The sequence below is a fragment of the Saccharicrinis sp. 156 genome (assembly GCF_050589685.1).
In the GTDB taxonomy this organism is placed as follows: domain Bacteria; phylum Bacteroidota; class Bacteroidia; order Bacteroidales; family Marinilabiliaceae; genus Saccharicrinis.
Window position 1 is genome coordinate 185,377 of the sequence record NZ_JBNGOS010000006.1, and the last position, 26,287, is coordinate 211,663.

18 protein-coding genes are annotated in these 26,287 nt (G+C 41.8%); 15 read left to right on the plus strand and 3 right to left on the minus strand.

Annotation, left to right across the window (positions count from 1 at the left end):
* Window positions 1-10 precede the first annotated feature (10 nt).
* The 8 genes from ACRD64_RS05155 (at window position 11) to ACRD64_RS05190 (ending at window position 12,132) form a co-directional block, all read left to right on the plus strand.
* Window positions 11-1,501: a sulfatase family protein gene (locus ACRD64_RS05155; protein ID WP_430932157.1), complete on the plus strand. Its 1,491-nt coding sequence runs from the start codon at window positions 11-13 to the stop codon at window positions 1,499-1,501.
* A gap of 67 nt (window positions 1,502-1,568) precedes the next feature.
* Window positions 1,569-1,745: a glycoside hydrolase N-terminal domain-containing protein gene (locus ACRD64_RS05160; protein ID WP_430932158.1), complete on the plus strand. Its 177-nt coding sequence runs from the start codon at window positions 1,569-1,571 to the stop codon at window positions 1,743-1,745.
* Window positions 1,746-1,891: 146 nt separating this feature from the next.
* Window positions 1,892-4,210: a glycosyl hydrolase family 95 catalytic domain-containing protein gene (locus tag ACRD64_RS05165; RefSeq protein WP_430932159.1), complete on the plus strand. Its 2,319-nt coding sequence runs from the start codon at window positions 1,892-1,894 to the stop codon at window positions 4,208-4,210.
* Window positions 4,211-4,347: 137 nt separating this feature from the next.
* Window positions 4,348-5,607, plus strand: coding sequence for a sialate O-acetylesterase (locus tag ACRD64_RS05170; RefSeq protein WP_430932160.1), 1,260 nt, complete (start codon window positions 4,348-4,350; stop codon window positions 5,605-5,607).
* A gap of 348 nt (window positions 5,608-5,955) precedes the next feature.
* Entirely contained in the window at window positions 5,956-8,295 is a 2,340-nt protein-coding gene (locus tag ACRD64_RS05175; protein WP_430932161.1) for a glycoside hydrolase family 95 protein, read from the plus strand.
* Between the two features lie 24 nt (window positions 8,296-8,319).
* The gene (locus ACRD64_RS05180) at window positions 8,320-8,811 is read left to right on the plus strand and encodes a DoxX subfamily (protein WP_430932162.1); all 492 of its coding nucleotides are present in this window, start codon (window positions 8,320-8,322) and stop codon (window positions 8,809-8,811) included.
* A gap of 1 nt (window position 8,812) precedes the next feature.
* Window positions 8,813-10,396, plus strand: a complete 1,584-nt coding sequence (locus ACRD64_RS05185; protein ID WP_430932163.1) for a Gfo/Idh/MocA family protein — start codon at window positions 8,813-8,815, stop codon at window positions 10,394-10,396.
* Window positions 10,397-10,470: 74 nt separating this feature from the next.
* Window positions 10,471-12,132: a DUF6909 family protein gene (locus tag ACRD64_RS05190; RefSeq protein ID WP_430932164.1), complete on the plus strand. Its 1,662-nt coding sequence runs from the start codon at window positions 10,471-10,473 to the stop codon at window positions 12,130-12,132.
* 80 nt (window positions 12,133-12,212) lie between these two features.
* Here ACRD64_RS05190 and ACRD64_RS05195 read toward each other — a convergent pair whose 3' ends face one another.
* A complete protein-coding gene (locus tag ACRD64_RS05195; protein ID WP_430932165.1) occupies window positions 12,213-12,614 on the minus strand; it encodes a DUF1987 domain-containing protein in 402 nt (133 codons plus the stop codon).
* A 12-nt stretch (window positions 12,615-12,626) separates the two neighbouring features.
* The gene (locus ACRD64_RS05200) at window positions 12,627-13,133 is read right to left on the minus strand and encodes a SiaB family protein kinase (protein WP_430932167.1); all 507 of its coding nucleotides are present in this window, start codon (window positions 13,131-13,133) and stop codon (window positions 12,627-12,629) included.
* A 182-nt stretch (window positions 13,134-13,315) separates the two neighbouring features.
* Here ACRD64_RS05200 and ACRD64_RS05205 point away from each other — a divergent pair, with 182 nt between their 5' ends.
* The 3 genes from ACRD64_RS05205 (at window position 13,316) to ACRD64_RS05215 (ending at window position 19,770) form a co-directional block, all read left to right on the plus strand.
* Window positions 13,316-16,378, plus strand: a complete 3,063-nt coding sequence (locus ACRD64_RS05205) for an ATP-binding cassette domain-containing protein (protein ID WP_430932168.1) — start codon at window positions 13,316-13,318, stop codon at window positions 16,376-16,378.
* 481 nt (window positions 16,379-16,859) lie between these two features.
* Window positions 16,860-19,088, plus strand: coding sequence for a SpoIIE family protein phosphatase (locus ACRD64_RS05210; RefSeq protein WP_430932169.1), 2,229 nt, complete (start codon window positions 16,860-16,862; stop codon window positions 19,086-19,088).
* 223 nt (window positions 19,089-19,311) lie between these two features.
* Entirely contained in the window at window positions 19,312-19,770 is a 459-nt protein-coding gene (locus ACRD64_RS05215; protein ID WP_430932170.1) for a hypothetical protein, read from the plus strand.
* A gap of 86 nt (window positions 19,771-19,856) precedes the next feature.
* Here the strand turns inward: ACRD64_RS05215 and ACRD64_RS05220 are convergent, their stop codons facing one another.
* Window positions 19,857-20,522, minus strand: a complete 666-nt coding sequence (locus ACRD64_RS05220) for a metallophosphoesterase family protein (RefSeq protein ID WP_430932171.1) — start codon at window positions 20,520-20,522, stop codon at window positions 19,857-19,859.
* Window positions 20,523-20,843: 321 nt separating this feature from the next.
* Between ACRD64_RS05220 and ACRD64_RS05225 the strand changes: the two genes are divergently transcribed.
* The 4 genes from ACRD64_RS05225 (at window position 20,844) to ACRD64_RS05240 (ending at window position 26,264) form a co-directional block, all read left to right on the plus strand.
* Window positions 20,844-23,663 carry a DEAD/DEAH box helicase family protein gene (locus ACRD64_RS05225; protein ID WP_430932172.1) on the plus strand — a complete coding sequence of 940 codons (2,820 nt, stop codon included), beginning with the start codon at window positions 20,844-20,846 and terminating at the stop codon, window positions 23,661-23,663.
* Between the two features lie 11 nt (window positions 23,664-23,674).
* Window positions 23,675-24,265: a transposase gene (locus ACRD64_RS05230; protein ID WP_430932173.1), complete on the plus strand. Its 591-nt coding sequence runs from the start codon at window positions 23,675-23,677 to the stop codon at window positions 24,263-24,265.
* 123 nt (window positions 24,266-24,388) lie between these two features.
* Window positions 24,389-25,663: a restriction endonuclease subunit S gene (locus ACRD64_RS05235; protein WP_430932174.1), complete on the plus strand. Its 1,275-nt coding sequence runs from the start codon at window positions 24,389-24,391 to the stop codon at window positions 25,661-25,663.
* A gap of 13 nt (window positions 25,664-25,676) precedes the next feature.
* Entirely contained in the window at window positions 25,677-26,264 is a 588-nt protein-coding gene (locus tag ACRD64_RS05240; RefSeq protein WP_430932175.1) for a transposase, read from the plus strand.
* Window positions 26,265-26,287: the final 23 nt, after the last annotated feature.

Genomic DNA, 26,287 nt, shown 5'->3' on the forward strand with positions numbered 1-26,287 from the left:
TAAAACAAAAATGAATTATAAAACTTTATTTTTTCCGATTTTAGCGGTCCTTGTTTCCGCATGTTCTACTGTGGAAAAACAAACAGAGAAACCAAATATTATCATTATACTGGCTGATGATTTAGGAAGTGGTGACGTACATTGTTACAACGCGGATTCCAAAATTCCAACACCGGCAATGGACAAGGTTGCAGCTGAAGGAATTCGTTTTACCGATGCCCATACAAACTCAGCCGTTTGCACACCTACGCGCTACGGAATTATTACCGGGCGTTATTGTTGGCGCACATGGAAAAAGAAAGGGGTGTTAAATGGATTCAGCGAACACCTGATTGATCCGCAGCGAACGACCATTGCATCGCTTTTGAAACAAAATGGCTATTATACCACAGGTGTTGGAAAGTGGCATCTGGGAATGGATTTTACAATAGACACTGCCGGAGTTGTTGATTATGCCGGTAAAATTGAAAATAATCCAACAGTGAACGGCTTCGACTATTTTTATGGAATCTCAGCATCGCTCGATTTTCCTCCGTACGTTTATATCGAAAACGACCATTTTACCCAGGTTCCTACGCAAATACAACCAAAACAAGATTTTCCAAGGTATTTAAGGGAAGGTGACAAAGCTGAAAATTTTGATTTTGAAACGGCTTGGGAAAACCTGTTAAATAAAGCCGAAAGTTTAATTGATAAACGTCCAACCGATAAACCCATGTTCATGTATTTTGCTTTACCTGCACCGCATAAACCAGTGTGGCCCGACTCACGTTTTGTGGGCACTACAGAACTGGGAGCTTATGGCGATTTTGTGCATCAAACCGATTATGTGGTCGGCCGCATGGCCGACAAATTAAAAGCGGCCGGGATGGAAGAAAATACCTTGCTGATGATTACGTCAGATAATGGTTCGTTTATGTACCGCCTGGATGAAAGTGTGGAAGCTGACCATTTAATGAATGAGAATGTTCAGGGTTTTTACGCCAAAAACCACACGGCAAATTACATTTATCGCGGAACAAAAACCGATGTTTGGGAAGGTGGACACCGTGTTCCTTTCGTGGTACGTTGGCCGGCCGCAATTAAAAAAGGACAGGTGAAAGAACAAACCATTTGCACTACTGATTTTCTGGCAACTTTTGCAGATTTATTAGGTGTTTCCCTTTCCGAAAATGAGGGTGAGGATAGTTTTAGTTTTCTCCCTTTATTACAGGAAAACGACGATGCTTTCTCACGGGCTCCAATTGTGAATCACTCGGTTAGTGGTACATTTGCCATTCGAAACGGAGACTATAAGTTGGTCTTGGGTAATGGCTCCGGTGGTCGTGAAACTCCAAGAGGAAAGGCCTTTGAAAAACCATTTTCAATGTTCGATTTAAAAAAGGATATTTCAGAAACCACTGATATTATCGATGAGAACCGGGAGCTGGCAAATTCAATGGAAAAGACCTTAAAAACAATAATGGATTCAGGAACAAGTAAAAACTTAAACGATGAATAAACGAGTAACTACATTTATCATTGCATTGGTGCTGATTTCAGGCATTTCAGAAACATAGCAAACCATTTTGTGGTACGACAAACCGGCGGAAAATTGGATGGAAGCCCTGTCAGTTGGAAATGGGCGTTTGGGTGTCATGGTATTTGGTGGCATTGAAAAGGAAACCATCCAGCTCAGCGAAGAATCGGTTTGGGCCGGCCTCCCGTTCCTGAAAACCGCAATGGAGACTGGAAAAAACATGTAGGGAATAATATTTTGTAATTAGGTGATCATATGAAACTGGCATGGCCAGGGCAAATAATCGGGCACACAGGAGCATAGCCTGCTCCGAACTTGATTCGGAGATTAGAATTTGCATTGGTTATCAAGGTTTTGCTAAATAATAAACAGATGAAGAATATATGGATAATATTGTTATCAGTCCTTTGTGTTGGACTTGCCGGCGCACAAAAATCTCCGAGTAAAAATAGGGGAATGGTTCTTAAAGCAGGCGATACCTGTTCGGGAATGGATGCCGTAGACTGGCCGGCTTTTATGGCCAATCACGATATGCAATGGGATTCACTTCCCGGAACATGGTTCGAAGGACCTTTCCTGGGCAATGGCGAGCAAGGTACGCTTATGTATAAAATCGACGGCCATACGCTCAGATGGGATGTAGGTTGTTCGGCAGCACATGAACACCGCTCCATGGAGGACGATGACCTTACGGAAAAGAATTTTACAGCGCTTAATCGTGGTAGACATTTTATTGGTCACCTGAAACTGCAATTACCAAAAGAAATAACAGAAAGCAAATCACGCCTCTCGTTGTGGGATGCGGAAGCGACAGGAACGCTTTTATCTAATGGAGGTGCTGTGGATTGGAAAACAATTGTACATGCCACAGAACCGGTCATGCGTTTCGATCTAGTTGCCGAAGGTAATCTTGAAGGAACTAAATTTACCTACATTGCTGAAGAAGCACGGAATCCACGTTCGGTGCGTTCCAACGCACCACGAACTCCGGTCAATCCTTCTCCGGCGCTTTCAACGTTCGGTGATGGTGTGCAAACTGCCGTTCAAAATCTAATTGCCGGAGGACAAACAGCTGTGGCATGGGTACAAAAAGAAGTGGGCGACACCACACGACTTTGGTTAAGTGTTCAACACAGTTTTCCGGGCAACGAAGCAGTAAGCAATGCTGTCTTGGCGGTACGTGCAGCAGCTATGGCCGATCAGAAAAAGTGGATGGAATCGCATCGCGAATGGTGGCACAACTATTATCCGCAAAGTTTTATTTCGGTGGGCGACCGCTACTGGGATGCTTTTTACTGGATACAACAATACAAATTGGCCTGCGCTACACGCGATAAAGGATGGATTATTGATAATCAGGGACCATGGTTGCAACCAACTGCGTGGTGCGCAACCTGGTGGAATCTGAATGTACAACTTTCGCACAGTGGTGGCTATGTTGCCAATCGCCGTGGAATGGTTTCGGCCATGAGTCATCAGCTGAATGTGAACCGCGAGAACCTGGCCAAAAACGTAGCCGAACCTTATCGTCATGATTCGTATGCCATTGGTCGAAACAGCTCGGGCTGGGATCTGGCGGGACATGCCGGGCAACCTGGAGGCCGGGAGCCCATAGAACCCAAAATTGGAAGTGAGATTGGAAACTTGTTGTGGGGGCTGCATAACGTAGATATGGAATGCATCTATTGGCAAGACAAGGAACTACGCGACACCGTGCTTTATCCGCTGCTAACTCGTGCTGTAAATTATTACCGACACTTTTTGGTAGAAAACGAGGAGGGTTTATTGAGTCTGCCCCAAACCTTTAGTCCTGAATATAAAATGGCAGTAGATTGTACTTACGATCTCGATCTGTTGAATTGGGGCCTGGGGCGTTTACTCGAAATGGCAGAAGAAAAAGGTCTTTCAGAAAAAGAAGAACCTTTAATTGCCGCCTGGAAAGAAATTAAAACGAAATTGATGCCGGTTCATGTTGATGAAGCAACCGGTAGAATGGTTGGAAAAGATGTCACATTAGATTATCGACACAGACATTGGTCGCACTTGTTGGCGGTATATCCTTTGCATACACTTACTCCTGAAACTAAGGAGAACCGTGAATTAATTGATCGTAGTTTAACGCACTGGCACAGCTTCGGGCGGGCCATGGGCTATTCGTATACAGGAGGGGCATGTATGGCTGCCATACTGAATGATGGCGACCGGGCCTTAGAGTTACTCAATGGTTTAAAGTCGTTTTTAAAGCCCAATACTTTTTATTCTGAAATCGGTTTGCCTGTGATGGAAACACCATTGCATGGAGCCACCACAATGCAAGAAATGCTGTTGCAGAGTTGGGGCAAACAGCTGCGTATTTTTCCTGCTGTTCCCGAAAAGTGGCCCGATGTTCAGTTTCACCAGCTTCGTGGTGAAGGCGCTTATTTGGCGAGTGCCCGACGTGAGCAAAGTAAAACCCAATGGGTGTTAATTCAGTCAGAAGCAGGCGGGGAAGTAGAAGTTGATCCTGCCATGCAGGATGCACAATGGGTGGCCTCAAAAAATACAAAGATTAGCCCAAATGATAGAGGTACGTACCACCTTGAAATGTCGCCCGGCGAATGGGTGATGTTCTGGCCCAAAGGTAAGGTTCAACCCAAACCGAATGTTACGCCTGTTGCTTTTCGCGGTGAGGAGTATCATTTTGGTTTGTAATACCCCTTATCATTTAAAGTAGGCCTTATAATTCATAAATCGATTATTTAAAAATAGCATCGAAAAATAGTTTTTAGAGGTGCGTATTGGTAAAAAAGAATGAAGCATACAAATTTTTAACGTTTAAAGAAGAAACTATGATACGAGCTGTAAAACTCATGTTTGCTGTCTTTGTTGCCTTTTTTTGTATTAGTCCGGCCTTTGCAAAAAAACCGCTTAAGATTTACATAATGGCCGGGCAGTCGAATATGGTCGGCACTGGGGGTATTTCGACCTTCGACTATATTGGAGACGATCCCGCAACCGCCCCATTGCTTAAGAAGATGCTTGGCCCCGACGGCAAACCGAAGGTATGTGAAAGGGTTTGGATCTCTTCGCTGAATGGAAAGATGAACCAATACGGAGGAGAAGGATATGGCAAGTTGACTGCCGGTTACGGTGTGCGCAGAACAGATCCCACGAAACCTGACGATTTTATCGGACCGGAGTATATGTTCGGCATCACCATGGAAGAATCATACGATGGCCCTATCTTAATTATCAAGACCGCCTGGGGAGGCCAAAATCTAAGTGTGGATTACCGATCGCCTGGCTCCGGTCCATACGTAATGAATGACTATCAGGTAGAAATATTGACCCAAAAGGGCGCGCTAGAGAAGGTTAGGGCGCAGAAAAAGGAGGCAACGGGCCGAAACTATCGTTACATGATGGATCATGTCCGAAAGGTTCTGGGCGATATAAAGCGGGTCTACCCGGACTACGACCCGGATGCAGGCTATGAATTGTCGGGTTTTGTTTGGTTCCAGGGATGGAATGACTTTAGTGATCTTACCACCTATCCATCAAGTTATGGAGAAAAGCAGTATGATCAATACAGCCATTTATTGGCACAATTTATACGCGATGTCCGTAAGGATTTGAAGGCTCCCGAACTGCCATTTGTTATAGGTGTGATGGGTCAGTATGGGAATTACACACCAGGCACATTTAAGGTGGTTAACAAATCGGATTATCGCATGAAGCTTTTCCGTAAAGCCATGGCGGTGCCAGCGCAAATGGAAGAGTTCAAAGGGAGTGTAGCTGCCGTTCAGACGGCACCATTCAGAGAAGATGTACTTGGATTCATAGAACAGAAACAAACAAAGGTGAAAAACATGGGTAGAAAATTGTCGAAACAACTTGCCGATGGGCCAAATGCCGATGGCTCAATGACGCCGGAGCAGAAGAAAGCTTATATGGATGATTACAAAGCTAAAATACTCACCCCTGAAGAGATGGCCCTATGGAAGCGGGCTGCCTCTATTGGTGGCTTTGTTCACTACTACGGCTCGGCTAAGTTCCATGCTCAGGCTGGCAAGGCATTCGCCGAAGCGTTACTGGATATGGGATGTAAGTAATTTTATTTGCTTAAAGCATCTAAGGCTCCCACGAAGTTTGGTGCAAATGACAATCCGTATTACATAAAAAGGTGCCAATTGGCTTTATAGGGTTTAAAGTTGGAGATATATAGGGAGTTTATATCATCGAAACGGCTCCTGACGACTGGGTGTTATTCTGGCCAGCCGATCAGGCACAACCTGAATACAGTGTATGCTCCTTGCCCCAGAGGCACGGAATATCGCTTTGGTCATACAAACTAATTTAGTTAAGTTTATCTGCTGTCAGGATAAACCTCATGAAACCATGAAAAATATAGAATAGATAAAAATATTAATAGATTCAGGAACAAGTAAAAAAACTGTACAATGAACAAACGAATATTTGCAATACTTAGTATTGCATTAAGTCTGATTACAGGCACGTCAGCACAAGAAAAAATATTATGGTACGATAAACCTGCAGAAAAATGGATGGAAGCCCTGCCAGTTGGAAATGGGCGTTTGGGTGCCATGGTATTTGGTGGCATTGAAAAGGAAACCATCCAGCTCAACGAAGAATCGGTTTGGGCCGGGCCTCCCGTTCCTGAAAATCGCAATGGGGCCTGGAAATCCATCGCAAAAGCGCAAGCGTCGATTTTTAATGGAAAATACGTGGAAGCCGACAGCATTATGCAAACCGATGTATTGTCGCCCAGGATTGCACCAAGAAGTTACCAAACACTGGGTAATTTGAACATGGACTTTCAATTGAAAGGTGAAGCTGAAAATTACCGCAGGGAACTAGACCTCGACAAAGCCATTGCCAAAACAACTTTTACATTAAACGGTGTCAACTATACCCGCGAGGTTTTTTCGAGCCCTGTAGATCAGGTTATTGTTGTAAAGCTTTCTGCCGACAAACCTAAATCCATGAGTGTTAATTTGAGTTTAGACCGTCCTGCCGATTTTGAGGTAGCTACGGTAGGCAAAAACAAAATCAGAATGTGGGGGCAAGCCAGCCAAAAAGGCAAACATCCGGGCGTGAAATACGAAGCCCAATTGCTGGCTGTGCCTAACGGTGGAAAAACCATTGCTGAAGAGGGAAATATAAAGGTAAGCGGGGCTAATGGGTTAACCTTATTTATCTCGGCAGCCACCGATTATAATGCCGACGAGCCTTATTCTCCATTAACACATACGCTTTCGGCAGTTTGTGCTAAACAGTTAAAAGCGGTATCGAAAAAAACCGTTGAAAAAATGGTAGACGAGCACCAAACAGAGCACCAACGGTTGTTTAGAAGGGTGACCCTTAACCTTGGAAATTCAGGAGACGTTAATGTGCCTACCAATAAGCGGTTGGAGGCCATCAAGCAAGGTGCGGACGACCCTGGATTGATGCAGCTGTTTTTTCAGTATGGACGCTACCTGCTTATTTCCTCATCAAGGCCGGGCAACCTGCCTGCCAATTTGCAGGGAATATGGAACCAGCACCTGAGCGCTCCCTGGAACAGTGATTTTCATACCAACATCAATTTTCAGATGAATTACTGGCCGGTGGAAATCTGCAACTTAAGTGAATGTCACGAACCATTTTTCGACTTACTGGAAGACCTAGTTGAACCGGGAAGTAAAACGGCAAAAGAAGTTTATAATTGTGATGGTTTTGTGGTGCACCATACTACGGATGTGTGGCACTGGACAGCACCTATTGGCAAAGTACAGTATGGCATGTGGCCCTTTGGCTCGTCCTGGTGTACGCAGCATTTTATGGAACATTATCGTTTTACCGGCGATAAGGAATTTCTAGCTAATCGGGCATACCCGATTTTAAAAGAATCGAGTAAGTTTCTGCTTGATTGGCTTTCGGTAGATCCCCGTTCCGGGAAATTGGTTTCAGGGCCGTCAACTTCGCCCGAAAATAAATTTTATGCACCGGGAACCGATAAAGAAATGGTTCGACTTGATATGGGCAATGCCATGGACCAGGAAATTATCTGGGACAACTTTACCAACCTGTTGGAGGCTGCTGCAATTCTTGAAATAGAAGATGATTTTGTAGCGGATGTAAAAACAGCACTTGCCAACCTATCGCTGCCAAAAATCGGTTCCGATGGCCGTTTAATGGAATGGTCGCAGGAGTTTGAAGAGGTGGACGCAGGACATCGCCATATGAGCCATTTGTTTGGTCTATATCCGGGGAGACAGTTCAGCGAATTACAAACTCCTTATTACATCGATGCCATTAACCGCAGCATTGATGGGCGCTTGGCAAATGGTGGAGGCCACACCGGATGGAGCAGGGCCTGGATTATCAATTTCTTTGCCAGACTTCAAAATCCAGATAAGGCTTATGAAAATTTAAAGGCACTGTTTCAAAAATCGATGGCCGACAATTTATTCGACATGCACCCGCCTTTCCAAATCGACGGCAATTTTGGAGGAGCAGCAGGTATGGCGGAGATGTTGGTTCAAAGTCATCTGAAAGATGAAAACGGGGAAACCATCATTCAGTTATTGCCAGCTTTGCCAAAGGTTTGGCCCAATGGGAATGTATCTGGCTTATGCACACGTGGTGGCTTTACATTGGATATGAAATGGAAAAATGGTAATCCTGAAAATGTGGTGATTTCATCGAAAAACGGCGGTTCGTGTAAAATAAAAGTAGGGGATAAAACAATTAGTCTGAACCTAAAAGCTGGCGAAGAGCAAACACTTACAAGGTTTTAATAATACAAGAAAAGCTCTGATTAAATGGATAAATCAACAAATTATGCAATAAATAAATACCAGCTATCGGCACTCGTAATATGCCGGGTATTGATAGGATGGCATTTATTATATGAAGGTGCTGTAAAAATGTTAAATCCCGACTGGAGTGCAGCTGGATATCTGTTGGATTCTGAAGGCCTGTTTAAACAGTGGTTCTTATGGATGGTTGACACAGAAATAATACTGAACGCTATTGATATTATCATCCAGTGGGGGTTAATATTAATTGGGCTGGCTTTAATATTAGGACTTTTGGCCCGATATGCTTCTATTGCCGGAGCGATAATGATCCTGATGTTTTATCTTTCACACCCACCTGTGATTGGTTCGGAATATATGATGCCTTCGGAGGGAAGTTACCTTTTAGTGAACAAAAACGCAATTGAGTGCTGCATCTTGGTCGTGTTGTTTCTTATACCAAGTAGTTATTATATAGGAATCGACCGACTACTATTTAAAAACAAGCGTATATAAAATGGAAGAAAAAGACAAAAATTCTATACCAAAATCTTCTCCAAGAAAATTGAACAGAAGGGAAGTATTGAAGGGTTTGGCCACCGTACCTGTTGTTGGCGCTTTTGCTTATGGAATGTATAGTAAAAACAGGTATTACGATACCTTAAACGAACACTTGCTCGAAGAGCTTGATTTTGATTTAAGTGAAAAAAGCAGCCTTAATGTTCCGGTAAATAAGAAAATTAGAATTGGTGTGGTTGGATACGGAAGCCGCTGTAACTATTTGTTAAGGTCACTCGGCTTTGCTCAGCCTGAATATATCGATAAATTGGCGACTAAAGCCAAAACCGAAAAAGGGTGGGAAAAAAGATATCAGAATTTTATTGACCAGGAAGATCTCGGGGTGGAGATAACCGCCATATGTGACGTCTTCGATATTCATGCTGAGAATGCCATCAAGGCAGGTCAGAATATTTACCGTCAGGGCATTTCCGGGAAAAAGGGTAAAGCCCCAAAGCGATACAAAACCTATCAGGAATTGGTTAAATCGGATGATGTAGATGCTGTCATAATCGGAACCCCGGATCATTTGCATTCTTCAATAGCCATTGAGGCCGCGCTTAACGGGAAACATATATATTGCGAGAAGCCCTTGTCGTGGCATTTAGATGAAACATATATGGTTCGTAAAATAGTGAAAGAAAAGGGAAATGTCTTTCAGTTAGGACATCAGAACCGTCAAACGGATAGTTACCATGTTGCCAAAGGGATTATTGAAAAAGGAGCCTTGGGAAAAATTTCGCTTATAGAAACCTGTACCAACCGTAATTCTCCCAATGGGGCATGGGTGTATAATATTCACCCCAAAGCCAACAAGAACAATATCGACTGGAAACAGTTTATAGGACCGGCTCCATGGCACGATTTTAGTTTGGAACGCTTTTTCCGTTGGCGATGCTGGTGGGACTACAGCACCGGATTAAGCGGCGATTTGTTTACCCATGAATACGATGCGATGAATCAGATATTAGATTTAGGCATGCCATCCTCTTCCATGGCTTCCGGGGGTATCTATTATTTTAAGGACGGACGAACCGTGCCTGATGTATTGACAATGGCCTATGAATTTGCTCACAAAGACTTAACGCTCTTATACAGCGCAACCCAGGCAAATCAGAACACCCGCGGTAAAATGATTATGGGTCATGATGCTACGATGCACGTAGGCAATACGCTTGAAATAAATGTAGACCCAAATTCGACCAGGTACAAAGAGAAGATAAAAAATGGTTTGATGGATCCCGGGAAACCGATTTTCAGCTATACTCCGGGCAAAAACAAGGTAGATGCCATCACGTCGGCCACCGAGAAATACTTTGCAGGTCGCGGATTGTTATATACCTATCGTGACGGAAAACAAGTGGATACCACACACCTGCACCTTCGCGAATGGCTCGACTGCATCCGGCTAAACAATGGTACACAACCAAGTTGTAATATCGACAGGGCTTTTGAAGAAGCCATGACAGCCCATATGGGAACCATATCCTATAAAGAAGGCAGAAGAACTTACTGGGACTTTGACAAGGAACAAATTGTTTAGCAAAAGAGAAATGGTTCATTAGGTACGGTTGTGCTGTGATAGGACAACAATATCGTTTTAAAACAGAAATATTCATGGACAATAAAATCAGGACGAGGGAATCGAGGGCAGCCATCGAAAGGTTGTATATTACCATGCGTCACTTGTTCATCCGGGGCAGTTACAAACCCCTGGGGGTATCGGGAGAGGAGCTGACCAAAACATTCTTAACCCTGAATCCGGAAATCTACGGATCCATGTCCGACCCATACAGGGTGGAGTTAAGTGCCATGAAATACGTGTTGGATCGTTTGCCCAGGAGAATAGAAAAATGCAGGCACATCCGCTTGATAGCGCGCGAAGGATTTGAATTGTCCGACTACGATGTTATCGTTCCTTTAAAGCGGCGAAGAAACTGTTACCGCATTGATGAAGATTCGATGTATATTGAAGTTACCCGTGGGCGAAGCGATATTTACGATATTCTCACGCACCTGACATTTCTGTTCAACGAATCAAAAAAAATAATGCAAAACAGTCTGGATCCTAAGGGACAGGTTTCTGATGACTGGAATAAACTTAAGAACTTTATAAACTCGGACGATAATCGCGATATAAAGCAGGGAATCACTTATTTAAGCAACGTGCTGGGGCGTACTTACCTGGAAACGAAGATGGCGGTTGAAGATTTTGGCCAGAGAAAGGATGAGCCCTCCTTGTTTGAAATTATTTATTGGCTGGGGCACCTTACCATACAGGAACAGATCAAGGGAATAAAACGAGAAATATCTTTTTCCCAAAAACTAAGGGAAATCATCGGGCATCATATTTATGGCGAGAAATGGGCCAATCACATTAAAGACTTTATTGTGAAAAAAGGGTGGATTGAACGCCCACTGCATATTATAAGCGCAAACCTCCATAGTTTTTTAAACACACTATACGGAAATCTGGCCGAACCGGATATAGATTCCCTGGATGAACTGGCCATCAAGACAAGCGAGGGCGGAAACAAAAAACTCCGCGACAAAATTGAAAAAATAGCGCTGCAAAATGGGTTGCATATGATAAAGGATTCATCCGGTGCCAATATTAATGTTCAAATAATCGATCTGGAGAAAGCTTTACACAACAACAGCTCCAAATGGTTGCATTCAGAAAAAGGTAATACCACAGACAGAGGTTTGTTATTGGTAATGGATTATGCTTTTGGGGAACAGGCGTACGAGTGTATGGACGAATTGTTAAAGCCCGAGATAAAAGGCGAAAGAAGATTGCGGCTGAACATTGAGACCATCTCCATTATGGGTAAAGCGGGAATTCTGAAAGGAGACAAAGGGGATATCATTGTACCCGGCGCTCATGTTTTTGAGGGGACCGGCGATAACTACCCGTTCGAGAACAGCTTTAAGGCAGCTGATTTTGCGGGAAACGGGATTAATGTGGTCGAGGGGAACATGATTACTGTTCTGGGTACCTCCCTGCAAAACAAGGATGTGTTAAAGCACTTTATGAACAGTTCGTGGAATGCAATTGGAATTGAGATGGAGGGGGCACATTATCAAAAGGCGATTCAGGCCGCCACCAAGGTGCGGAAAAGTGTCAACGAACAGGTGAGGGTCTATTATGCCTATTACGCCTCGGACAATCCCATGCAAAGCAAAACAACATTGGCTTCCGGTGGCCTTGGCCAGGAAGGGATAAAACCCACCTACCTAATTACCTTGAAATTATTGGAGAATATTGCTAAAGGGTGAACGCGGCAGTGGTATTATGGGTTTAAAAGTGAGCTCCGTGCTAAATGTCGTTACTTCCTAATATCCGAAGGAATTTTGGTTTAGGTCCTAATCTCGATAAATTCAAACGGGAACTTGGACATCCTGGACATTTCCTGGCCTACCTCCAGCATATCCTCATCATCGTCTTCGTAATGCCAGTGAATAACAATTGGATGACCCATGGAATGCAAGTTGCCCAGTTTCTTGCAGAAATCGAGGATAAACTTTGCCGAGGTTGAATTAAAATACTCCAGGTTAAAAATAAAAACATAGGGCCTGTCAATTGAGCCGTCATTGTTTTTTAACGACAGTTCCAGTTCATTCACCCAATCTATCAAATCTTTATAGAAAATACTGGCATTCTCAGGTCTTGACTCCCCTGATACTTCAAAGCTGTATTTATCAGGTTCAAACCATATTTTTGGGGAGTTGGGAGTAGGGTCTATTGTTAGCTTTCTCATGAAATATACTTTTTAATGCTCCAAAGGAACGCTTACCTGCAATTCAAACACAGACCATCCTGCATTTACCGGCGTGAAATTATAGTTAATCTTACTGTTGGCCTTTAAGGCTATGGTGATAATTCCCAATCCAGCTCCTTTATTGATGGCGATACCATCTTTATTAATCTGGTCTTCATACATCTTCAGCAAGCCTTCCTTATCCTGACCCTTCACATGGTCAATCTTTTGATGGAGATCATTCACTTCATCATTGGAGATCAGGTTCCCTGCTGTGATTAAATATCCCTCTTGCTCCTGCTCGAGTATGATATATGGATGGATGGTAGTGTTAGGGGGAGCTGCATGATGCCTGAGAATATTCTCAATGCATTCAACCATAATGTTGTAAACACGTTTTTTAAGTACCTTTTTTATAGCATGGGCCTCCAAATCCTTTTTAACTTTCTGTAAAAGAATTTCTGTTGTTTCAAATTCAATGGGTCCCCTATAATTTAGTATGGTCTTAATTTTCGACATTATTGGTATTGCTGGATAGCCTGAATTACTTTTTTTTACAAGATAGGAAAATATTAGTAGCTTTATAAACAATCTCAAAAGAGAGTTAAGCTGCATATAGCTACGGTTGGATAGATCTAAACCCGGAGATTTCCGATTGCACCAAACAGCCACCATACCGTTGGGAAGAAAAAAAAGAAGACATGAATGAGAATATAATTAAGGCATTAATTCAATTATTTGCCCTGGTAATTGACATAGACATATCGGTTAAACAACCCAGCCGGGAACGTAAGTTTGTCGAAACGTTTTTGCGTAAGCTCCTAAATAAAAATCTGATAGAGAAATACCTGATCCGGTTTGATGATTACCTGCAATTGTATGCCTCCAATAAAGTGGATGTCTCCGACAAGAAAAGGAAAAAGCGGACCATGGTGGATGCCATGAAGGTGATGGCTATCTGTGAGCAGATCAATCAGGAATTGCAGCAGAAACAAAAGACCTTTGTGTTGTTGAAACTTCTGGAATTCATCTCACTGGATGCCATTTTAACAGAAAAAGAATTGGATTTTGTGCTTTCCGTGGCAACGGCCTTTAATATTGACGAAACAGAATACCTCAACTGTAAGGGTTTTGTTTTTAACGAATTAAAAAATGTGCCGGAGAAAGAAAATGTGATTATTTTTGATTCTGACGGTGGTCAGTCTGAAGCTGGGATCGTACACCGTAACATTGGAGATATAGGCGGGGAAATCATCTTTTTGCATATCAAGAGCACCAATACGTTTGCCTTTCGTTATACAGGGAACCAGGATGTATACTTGAATGGGCAAAATTTCACGCCACACCAGGTATATATTTTTGAGGCAGGATCATCGTTGCGAAGTGCGACAACAAAAACCATATATTATACCGATGTGGTAAAGGTTTTTATGCACTTGCGCAAAGAAACCGGCGCTTCCTTAATTGCACGCGATATTATTTTTAGATTTAAGAACAGTGAAAACGGGGTCCTTCTGCAACACCTTAGTATCGATTCGGGACAATTGGTGGGGGTCATGGGAGCCAGTGGGGCCGGAAAATCCACGCTGCTGAATATCTTAAATGGAAATATCAAACCACAACAGGGACAGGTGTTTATCAACGGCCATGATCTGTATCAGAATTATAGCCCGGCAAACAATAGTATTATCGGTTATGTGCCGCAGGATGATATCCTGTTTGAAGAATTGACGGTGTATCAGAATCTCGATTTCAACGCACAGTTGTGCCTGAGCAACTATAGCGAGGAGAAAAGAAAAGAGTATGTCCATAAAATGTTATACGACCTTGATTTGTATGGCGTTAAAGACCTGGTGGTGGGCAATCTGTTAAACAAACTCATTAGTGGGGGTCAGCGCAAACGTTTAAACATAGCCCTTGAGTTAATCAGGGAGCCTGCTATCCTGTTTGTGGACGAACCCACTTCGGGCCTGTCATCTCTCGACTCGGAGGTGGTGATGAACCTGTTGAAAGAACAAACCCTGAATGGTAAGATTGTCATCGTTAATATTCATCAGCCATCATCAGACATCTTTAAGATGTTCGACAGGATGCTGTTTCTGGATAAAGGAGGATATCTGATTTATTCGGGAAACCCTATTGAGGCCATTGGCTATTTTAAAAGGAAGAGCAACTATATTAACGCGACAGATGAACAATGCGGTGAATGCGGCAATGTGAATCCCGAACAGCTTTTGCAAATCATCGAATCCAAGATTGTAAATGAGTATGGAAAGCCGACCCGAACCAGGAAAATAACACCCAGAGAATGGTACGACTTCTTTCTAGAGACCCGGCATAGCCAGTCAACGGATTTCCCCGAGGAAAGGAAATCCGGACATAGCCTGTATAGCATCCCGGGAAAGATCGGCCAGCTCCGCATCTTTTTTCAGCGGGATTTGCTGACGAAACTGAGCAACAAGCAATATCTGTTAATAAGTCTTTTGGAGGCCCCTGTTCTGGCGGTGTTGCTGGGTTTTTTTACCAAATATATAAGTGGCAGGACGGGAGATCCAAATGCCTATATTTTTATGGAGAACAACAATATCCCGGCTTATATTTTTATGGCCGTAGTGGTGGCCTTGTTTTTGGGATTATCCATATCTGCCGAAGAAATAATAAAAGACAGGAAGCACCTGAAACGGGAATCGTTTTTAGGATTAAGCAGGGGCAGTTATTTACATTCTAAAATAGCGCTGTTGTTTATGATTTCAGCCATACAAATGTTAAGCTTTGTGCTCATAGGTAATTTTATCCTGGAAATAAAAGGGATGAACATGCACTATTGGCTGATCTTATTCACCACTTCCTGCTTCGCCAATTTATTAGGACTAAACCTTTCTTCGGCATTAAACTCTGTCATCACCATTTATATTCTGATACCCTTTATATTGGTGCCCGAATTGCTGTTTAGTGGTGTTATTGTGACCTACGACAACTTGCACAAGAGTATCACATCGCAGAAGTATGTGCCCGTGATTGGCGATGTGATGACCTCTCGTTGGGCCTATGAAGCGCTTATTGTCCATCAGCATAACGCAAACGAGTTTCAAAAACATTTTACAGATGTGCAGAAGGAAAAAAGCAGGGCTACCTATTACAAAGATTACCTGATTCCTGAATTGCAGAAAAGCATTCTTTATTGTGAGCGTAATATTGACAATACGGAAAATAACGCAGTGGTGGATTTTCAGGTGCGCCTGATCAAGAATGGCATCAAGACGCTCGCACGAAACACCGCCTTTCCTTATGAAAAAACAGCAAAAATAAATATAAAGGAAGTGAACACCGAGCTATTGGAAGATATCGGGAACTATCTGTTGCAGCTGACACAACAGCTCAATGAAAAGAGGAATAAGGCCGCTCGCGAAAATGATGAAAAATACCTGGAGCTGGTGAGAACATTGGGAGGCGAAGAGGAATATTATGCGAATAAACAACGGTATTTTAATAAACGATTAAACGATTTGGTCACCAACAGAACAGGATCTGACATGATCACACAGGTGAACGACAAGTGGGTGCAGCTTAAGGATCCGATATATAAAACACCTGATTCCAATTTTGGGCGGGCGCATTTTTATGCGTCGTACAAACGTCTTGGGAACACCGAGATACCTACCTTTTGGTTTAACCTGATGTTTATATGGTTGACAACACTGTTGTTATACTTCACGTTAAAAGGTGATGTTTTAAATAGGATATTGAACAAAATTGGCAAATAATTATAAACATTGTAAGTCAGCAGCTCTACTAAAGACTATACTGCAACCACCAATTAAAACATCTCCCACCTCCTTCTTTTTACCCCTCCAAACCTCCCCTAAAGTGGAGGCTGAAGTCCCCTTCAGGGGATTTAGGGGTATTATCAAAGGCAAACAGCTTACAAATTGAAAGTTTCTCAAAAATACTTATGCATTTTCACACACACACTTTTGAAGGAGGAGTACCGACTCCCGTCTTGTAAAATATTGCGGGTTCAATATTACAACTTTCCGAACACTTATGAGCGTTGCCCCAACTTTCGAAATAATGACTTTCAGCCTTATGATATTTACCATTGATTTGAATTCTTAAATTATTGGTTTTTTAAATGCCAGGAATATGGGCTTCCTCCAAGGGCTTTTTCTAAAGAGAAAAACTTACTAACTTGGACAAATCCGTAAAGTAATGCCCGGATAGTACCGTTACGATAATATACACAATATGAGTAGTACTAGTATACCCAAATTTATTGGTTTAAGAATATATCTCACCTCAACCATCTTGTATTTGTTTTTGGTGATGCCGTTTATCGGTTTCCTGATATTTCAGAACCTGCCCGATATTATAAAAGAATCAAGATTTCCTGGAAAGAGAATGCCGATGAAGGAAGGCCGACCGCCAGCCATCAGGGACTCTGTTCTATTGGATGTGATGGGCAAAAGGGAAGGTGTTGCACAAATGGAACAACACTATAAACAAATGGCGGATTCCATTGCAGCAGCCATGGAGCCTGCTGCCAGAAACCATCCCGGAGAGCGGAAGCATAACAATAAACAAGATTACCTAATGCTGTTTTTTTTCTGGTATTTTAACGTTCTGTTGGGGTGTTATTTACTGGGGCTTGCTTTTAATAGGCCCTTTAAGATATATCTGCGCCGAAAAAGAAAGCAAAAGCCAATTGGCAACAGACTGCAATGGTATTGTAAAAAACTTATCCTAAAAACACCCCGGATCAATGGAATAATTTTATTGCTGCCGCACCTAGCCAGCCATACCTTTGCCTTGTATATCCTGTTGTCGGAAAAAATCTTCATGAAGGAGATAGAGCGCAATATTTTTCAGAACTTCTTCTATGTGTCTGCCGTAGCTGCTTTTCTTACGGTACTCTTTGTTTACTTCTGGCAAAAAAACAGGGTGCGCTTAACCTATATCGAGCATTTCTATAGCAAAGAAGAACTCAGGCAACGTATATTCCGTTACAGAAGTGGTAAGATTGGCCGGCAATTGTGGTTTGCCAATGCCTTAACCACCTTTTTTCCATTGGCTATTGTGGGCCTGTATATTGTGCTGAGCCTGACCTCGGTGGAGAGCCTTGGGATTTCTGAGTTGAGCCCGGAACAAAAAAAGGTGATGCTGGGCAATTGGAATGATTCGGTTAACATGTTATCAGGGACAATAGACATAGGTAACCATGCCGATTATTATTATGTGAACGCCATAGATACCATCGTGATGTTTTTGGGAATTGGCACAGGGATTCTGGTTTCCATCATGTATATATTCCTGATTGTAAAATGGACCACCCGCAGTATTGTGAACCCGGTGCATGAGCTCCTGCTGAACATGAAAAAGATCCGGTCGGACGGGATTACCGATTTTACGATTGTGCGAAGCAATGACGAGGTAGGTGAACTGGCCGAGGGTTATAATGTCATGATACAAAAGATTAAAAACTATATATCCAGTATTTCGCAGATGAACGCGGAGCTGGAAGATAAAGTGGTGGAAAGAACCCGTGAGATTGCCAAGCAGAAAGAAGAAATAGAGGACCAGAAAGAGGAGATAGAGACCCAGCTGGAGCTCGTTATTAGGCAGAAAGATACCATTGAGGCCCAGCAGCAGCAGATACTCGACAGTATCCGTTATGCCAAGCGGATCCAGACCGCCATCATGCCGCCTGAAGACTTGCTGCAAAACGCCTTCTGTGATCATTTTGTGTTAAACAACCCGCGCGATATTGTTAGCGGTGACTTTTACTGGAACGTGAAAAAGGACAATAAGTTGTTTATCGCCGTGGCTGATTGCACGGGGCATGGCGTGCCGGGAGCCTTTTTGAGCATACTGGGCATTTCCTATCTCAACGAGATTGTTAGTGTCAACAATTACGATGCCAGCGAGATTTTAGGGCGGATGAGGGAGGCTTTAATATTTTCGTTACATCAGAAAGGAAAAGAAGGAGAGGCCCGGGACGGACTGGAAATAGCCTTGTGTATCCTCGACCTGGAAAATAATACCCTGCAATATGCCGGGGCTAACCGGCCGCTGTACCTCGTGCGGAAGAACCATAACGGACAAAGCAACGAGGAGAAACCAAATAGCAACCTGCAGGTGATCAGGCAAGGTGATTATAGGATGTTAAAATACCGGCCTGACAGTATGCCGATTGGTATCTATTACGATGCTGTTTCACCTTTTACCAATAATGATATAACCGTTCAGCCCGGAGACTCGTTTTATCTGTTTACCGATGGTTATGTCGACCAGATAGGAGGCCCTAAGCGTAAAACCTATCGCGTGAAATATTTCCGCGAACTCTTATTTACCATTCAGGATAAAAAAATGAGCGAACAAAGGGAGATACTGCAACAGAATATTAAGAAGTGGCAGGGTGAACTGGTGCAGACGGATGATATCCTTGTGCTGGGGGTAAAAATTGGACCTGAGAGTTAGTGCCGTTAATGGGTAAAGAATTCAGGACGGATAACAAAAAGATAAAAAAAATGCGTCACCTTAATTTAGTTTTTCTTTTTTTTACGCTTCGATTGTTAATTTACTAAATCGTATTACAACAGCTAGCACGGACTTGCAGTGTGTACAGAAAATAATACTTGGAAGGTCCAGGATAAGTGTTGAATAATTAATTTTCAGCTATTTTTAAAAAATAAAAAGAAGAATGGAGATCATAGCGCCCAAAAACAGACACAGCATTAAAGAAAACAATAAAACATTTAATGCCTTTGTGCATTTTAACCGGTTTTTGGCTGAGTTAAGAACAAACAACTTACCGAACGGGATAATTGATTCGATTAACGGAATTATAGAGCGTTTTAATGGATTATCTGATTCGGGAGTTGACTACAGAAGGCAGATCGCAAAAATGCAATCGAGGATTTATACGCTACTAGAAAAAGAACTCGGACTTGTGCCCAAAGGTTATTATAAGCATAAATGGTTAGCCGTTGGCATGGTAGCCTTTGGTATTCCCATTGGTGTTGTTATCGGAGCCATTATTGGCAATGTGGGTTTGCTGGGAGTTGGTCTCCCCATTGGCCTGGTTATTGGGGCAGTGATTGGTTCTCAAAAAGATAAAAAAGCATTGAGCGAAGGAAAGCAGCTTGATATAAAAATGTAATTTGCTGACTTTTGAGTTTGTCTTTGGGAACCATCTGAGCGACCGAAAAAATCAATGGGTATAAAAAAATTATACGGAAGAATGACTTACACCGAGTAAATAGTTCTTGAGAAGATATCCAAAGCCGTTAATTTTCCACAGCCCGGTATATGCTTATAAACACATCCTGTATCTAAATTGATCACTTGTGCCCCTTTTTCTATGGTCCATGTGCAAGTGTTGAAAGTAATTGGCGTATGTCCATGAATAATGGTTTTTCCCTGAAAGATCGGATTGGTGTAGTTTCCGTTTCTTGTCCACAGCATCTGATGTTTTTCGTTCAAGGGATTTGTGCTTTGGTCATCAAACCCGGCATGCACAAAAAGATAGTCCCGATAGCTATAATAATATTCCAACCCCTGAAAAAAGTTCCAATATTTGACAGGCAGATTAACGGTTGCGCCTAATCCAAAACTATGTAACGTTTCCCTTCCGCCATTATACAACCATAGGGGAATATACCGGTCCTCGGTAAATGCGTCTATCAGCATTTGCTCGTGGTTGCCTTTCAATGGGACAATATCATACTTCATGGCCATTAAATGCAATATATAGTCAACCACCTCTTTGCTTTGCGTACCCCTGTCTATATAATCGCCCAGAAAGACCAGTCTGTCAGCCTTTGTAACTCGTATCTTTTCTTCGACAAGTTTTTTTAAAGACCCAAAGCAGCCGTGAATATCCCCTATGGCTATAATTCTGATTGGCATCATGGTATACTTTTGCGTTCGATAGGATTTATGCAAGAGAAGTTACGGAAAAATTGGATATCATCCACGTCACTGTAAGTTTATCCCGGATTATGCATTGGAGGTTCGTCGTGAGCATTGAAAGTGCAATCTTACTAGGTTTTCATTGTTATGGTGAGTTGAAGTGAAGCAGCGGAGTGTCTTGTTTTGAAACAATTTTAATGTGTAATAGATTTTCTAATGCATAATGCGGGTTTAACGGATAATCTTGACTATAAGTTATAGTGAACAATAAAATTTTAAGTAGCTTTGAGCTTGACAAATTCAAAACAAGCTAAAACATAAATGACCGCAACGATCAACCAAAACCCAGAACAGATTGCAAGAGACCATATCGACCAAATGTTGGTGGATGCTGAATGGCTTGTGCAATCAAAAAACAAGGTTGATTTATCGGCAAACAAAGGTGTTGCAGTAAGAGAATACCAAACGGATGTTGGACCAGCAGATTACGTACTGTTTGTTGAACGCAAGCCTGTAGGTATCATAGAAGCGAAACGTGAAGAAGAAGGACAGCACCTAACCGTTGTCGAAGACCAATCAAAAGGTTACGCTAACGCAAAGCTTAAATACCTCAAAAACGCTCTCTTACCTTTCGTGTATGAAAGTACAGGTGCTGTAACCCGATTTACAGATTACCGTGACCCAAAACCAAGAGGGAGAAATGTATTTAGTTTTCACAAACCGGATACGATAGCAGGGTGGTTGAAAAAGGATAAAAGTTTACGTAGCAGATTACAAGATATACCAACACTCGACCCAACTGGGCTGCGCCCTGCTCAGATTGTGGCGGTTGAGAATCTGGAAACATCGTTTAAGAACAATCGACCGAAAGCACTGATTCAAATGGCTACGGGTGCAGGGAAAACCTTTACCGCAGCTACGTTTATATATCGCTTGCTAAAACATGCCGATGCAAAACGCATCCTGTTTTTAGTAGACACCAAAAACCTCGGCGAACAGGCAGAACAGGAATTCATGACCTTTCAGCCTAACGATGACAATCGAAAATTTACAGAACTCTATAATGTACAGCGGTTATCATCGAGCTACATTGCCAGCGATAGTCAGGTGTGTATATCTACCATTCAGCGTTTGTATTCCATTTTAAAAGGCGAAGAACTTGAAGAAAGTGCCGAAGAGGAAGCCACCGAAAATAATACTTGGCTAAAACAACAAGCCAATAAAAAGAAAGCCGTTCCTGTAGAATATACCAACAGAGTACCCATTGAGCAATTCGATTTTATTGTAATTGACGAATGCCACCGCTCTATTTACAACCTTTGGAAACAGGTGTTGGACTATTTCGATGCGTTCCTGATTGGATTAACAGCCACTCCCGACAAACGTACTTTCGGATTCTTCAACGAGAATGTGGTAAGCCAGTATACTTATGAACAATCGGTTACCGATGGCGTAAATGTACCTTACGATGTGTACAGCATTGAAACCGATATTTCGCAAAAAGGTGAAGTGATACAAGCAGGGTGGTTTGTTGACCGCCGTGATAAATTGACCCGACAAAAACGCTGGCAACAGGAAGACGAAGACACGCAGTATTCAAGAAACGATTTGGACAAAAAGGTGGTAAACCCAAGCCAAATCCGTAATATTATTCGTGAATACAAACGTGCCTTAAAAGCCGATATTTTTCCGAACCGTATCGATGAAAACGGTGAATACGAAATACCTAAAACACTCATCTTTGCAAAAACCGATAGTCATGCCGACGACATTATAAAAATTGTGCGTGAGGAATTTGACGAGGGCAACGACTTTTGTAAAAAGGTAACCTATAAAATTGAGGAAGACCCTAAATCGGTATTGAACCGTTTTAGAAATTCTTATTACCCTCGTATTGCCGTTACGGTGGATATGATTGCCACAGGTACCGATGTAAAACCTTTGGAGGTTTTACTTTTTATGCGCGATGTAAAAAGCATCAACTACTTTGAGCAGATGAAAGGGCGCGGAACCCGAACCATCGACAAAGATAAACTGATGCAGGTGACTCGAACCGCCAACAGCAAAACCCACTTTGTAATTGTAGATGCCATTGGCGCTACCAAAAGTAAAAAGACCGATAGCCGACCTTTGGAGCGCAAGCCAACTGTTGCGCTGAAAGATTTATTGGGTGCGGTAACCATGGGGCACGAAGACGAAGATTTGTTTCTTTCGCTGGCAAACCGCTTAATCCGATTAGAAAAGCAGATTACCGAAAAGGAAAAAGATAAGTTACTGGAATACTCCAAAGGCAAAAACCTGAAACAGATTACCAAGGAACTGATTTCTGCCTTCGACCCTGACGAAATTGAGAAGAAAGCACAGGATATGTGTAAAGACGCAATGCATTGCGTCTCAACGATGGCTCCTGCAGAGGTAGAAGCAATCTATAAGGAAGCCCAACAAGAATTAATCAATCAGGCTGCAAGCACCTTTAATGGTGAACTGAACAACTACATCGAAAATGTGCGCCGCGAACACGAGCAAATTATCGACCATGTAAATATCGATACCGTAACCAAATCGGAATGGGACAGCTTTACCACCGAAAAGGCAAACGAAACCATTAAAGATTTTACCGAATATTTGCAACAGCACAAAGACGAGATAAAAGCACTTAGCATATTCTACAATCAGCCATACAATCGCCGTAACATTACCTTTAAAATGATAAAGGATGTAATGGAGAAACTGAAACTGGAAAAACCTTTACTGGCCCCCGACTATGTATGGGAGGCCTATAAGGTTGTACAGCCGCAATGCCTTGCGGCTCCTAAAGACCAGCTAACTGCCTTGGTTTCTTTAATACGCCGTGTATGTGGTATCGACGATGAATTAAAACCCTTCGATAAAACCATAAACGAGAATTTTCAAAACTGGATATTCAAACAAAACGCAGGGCAGCACAACCGTTTTTCACAAGAGCAAATGGATTGGCTACGCATGATTAAAGACCATGTAGTAAGCAGCTATCATATTGAAATAGACGATTTAGATTACACCCCTTTCGATGCGCAAGGCGGACGAGGTAGAATGCACCAATTATTCGGAAATGAAATGGATAAAATTATCGATGAGCTAAATGAAGTGTTGGCGGCGTAAAATTTGTTGTTGTGGAAAAATTTAAAGGTAAATATAGAATAGAATCTGCCCGTATGCAAAATTGGGATTACGGGTGGAATGCGTCCTATTTCGTGACCATTTGCACCCAAAACAGGGAACATTATTTTGGCGAAATTGAAAACAATGAAATGATTTTGTCAGAAATAGGAAAAATGGCAGATAAATATTGGTATGAAATACCTGAACAATTCCCATTTGTTAAATTGGATGAATTTGTGGTGATGCCCAATCATATTCACGGAATTGTTGTGATTGACAAACAGGACGATAAACGTGATGGCGGTGATTGTTGTGAACATGGTAGAGACGCGATTAATCGCGTCTCTACGGGAACGAAAACAATCAATATTGGTGGGTTTTCAGGAATAAAAAATCCAATGATTACAGAAAATTTATCAAAAATTATCCGGTGGTACAAAGGTCGTGTTACGTTTGAATCCCGTAAAATACACGCCGATTTTGCATGGCAATCACGTTTTCACGACCATATTGTCCGAGATGATATATCCTACCAACGCATTAAAAATTATATTATCAATAATCCTAAAAAATGGGATGAGGATAAATTCAATGGTAATTAATGGGTGTTTTCATGTAGAGAAAATTCATGTAGAGAAAATTCATGAATTTTCTCTACATGAAAACAATAAAACCAACGAGATGAACGAAATTATTAACGAATTGAACGAGGTATTAGCTGCATAATGAGAGAGGATTGGATAGAGGAAGAACTAGGTAAGGTCTGTTTTACAACTTCGGGAGGTACGCCTTCAAGGAGAAATTCGGATTATTATAATGGAATAATCCCGTGGGTGAAATCAGGGGAATTAGATAAAGGAATAATTTATGACACTGAGGAAAAAATATCAGATGAAGCAATTAAAAAATCAAGTGCTAAATTATTTCCAAAAGGAACTTTATTAATTGCTCTCTATGGAGCTACAATTGGAAAACTTGCATTTCTGGGGGTTGAAGCTTCTACAAATCAGGCAATATGTGGTATTTTTCAAAGTAAAGCTGTAAACTCAAATTACTTATATAATTTTCTATTATTTAAGCGCCCTAAATTGGTTTCTCAGGGAACAGGTGGAGCACAGCCAAATATTAGTCAGACGATTTTAAAGAAATTACAAATCCCCCTCGCCCCCCTCCCCATCCAACGCGCCATCGTCTCTAAAATAGAAACCCTGTTTTCTGATTTAGACAATGGCATTGCCGACCTTAAAAAAGCACAAGCGCAACTCAAAATTTACCGTCAGGCAGTGCTTAAAAAGGCGTTTGAGGGGGCATGGAAAGAAACTACAGTTGGCGACTTATTTGATTTTGTTGGTGGTGGCACGCCAAGTAAGAAAGAAAAAGATTATTGGAATGGTGATATCCCTTGGGCGTCTGTAAAAGATATTAAAGGTGATTATTTAACATCTACTCAAGATTATATTACTAATAAAGGATTACAGAAAAGCTCTTCTAACTTAGCTTTAAAAGAAGAAGTTATTATCATCACAAGAATTTCTCCAGGAAAAGCAATATTAACAAAAATTGATACTGCAATAAATCAAGATTTAAAAATTGCTAAACCAAAAGCAGAGATGTATAATCGATATATTTTCTTTCTATTTAAATCAATTGAGCGAGAATGTGTGAAGTTATCTAGTGGAACAACTGTTTTAGGCATAAATTTGCAAAACCTTAAATCAATTCAAATTCCAGATGTTGATAGAAATGAACAACACCAAATCGTCCGCGAAATAGAATCCCGCTTATCCGTTTGCGATAAGGTAGAGCAAAACATTACCGAAGCCTTAAATAAATCGGAAGCCTTGCGCCAAAGCATCCTTAAAAAAGCCTTTGAGGGCAAACTGTTAAGCGAAGCAGAAATTGCACAATGCAAACAAGAGGCTGATTACGAGCCTGCACAATTATTATTGGAACGAATAAAACAACGTAAAGACGCAATGCATTGCGTCTCCAAACAATAAACAAAACCAACCAATGACCGATAAATTTCAAAATAAATACCGCATCCCCTCTTCCCGATTACAAAATTGGGATTACGGATGGAACGCGCATTATTTTGTAACCATATGCACACATAACAGGGAATGTTATTTTGGTGATATTTCTGACGGTAAAATGCAATTCTCGGAAATTGGGAAAATTGTTAAAATTGAATGGTTAAAAACATTCGAAATGCGTGCCGATATGAATTTACAAATGGGGGCATACGTGGTTATGCCCAATCATTTTCATGCCATTATAACAATTGGCGAAAATGAATACAATACGGAACGTGGGACGGAACGTAGAGACGCAATGCATTGCGTCTCTACCACCGCAACGAACAATATGGGGGCAAAAAACCAATTCGGACCCCAATCAAAAAATCTGGCATCCATTATTCGCGGGTTTAAAATTGGGGTTACCAAAAATGCCCGTAAAATTCATGCCGATTTTGCATGGCAATCGCGGTTTCACGACCACATTATCAGAAACGATAAATCATTTGAAAAAATACAATCATACATCATTGAAAATCCATTAAAATGGAACAATGATAAATTTAATGTAAAGACGGATTGATATTCGTCTCTAAAAAAAAGAAA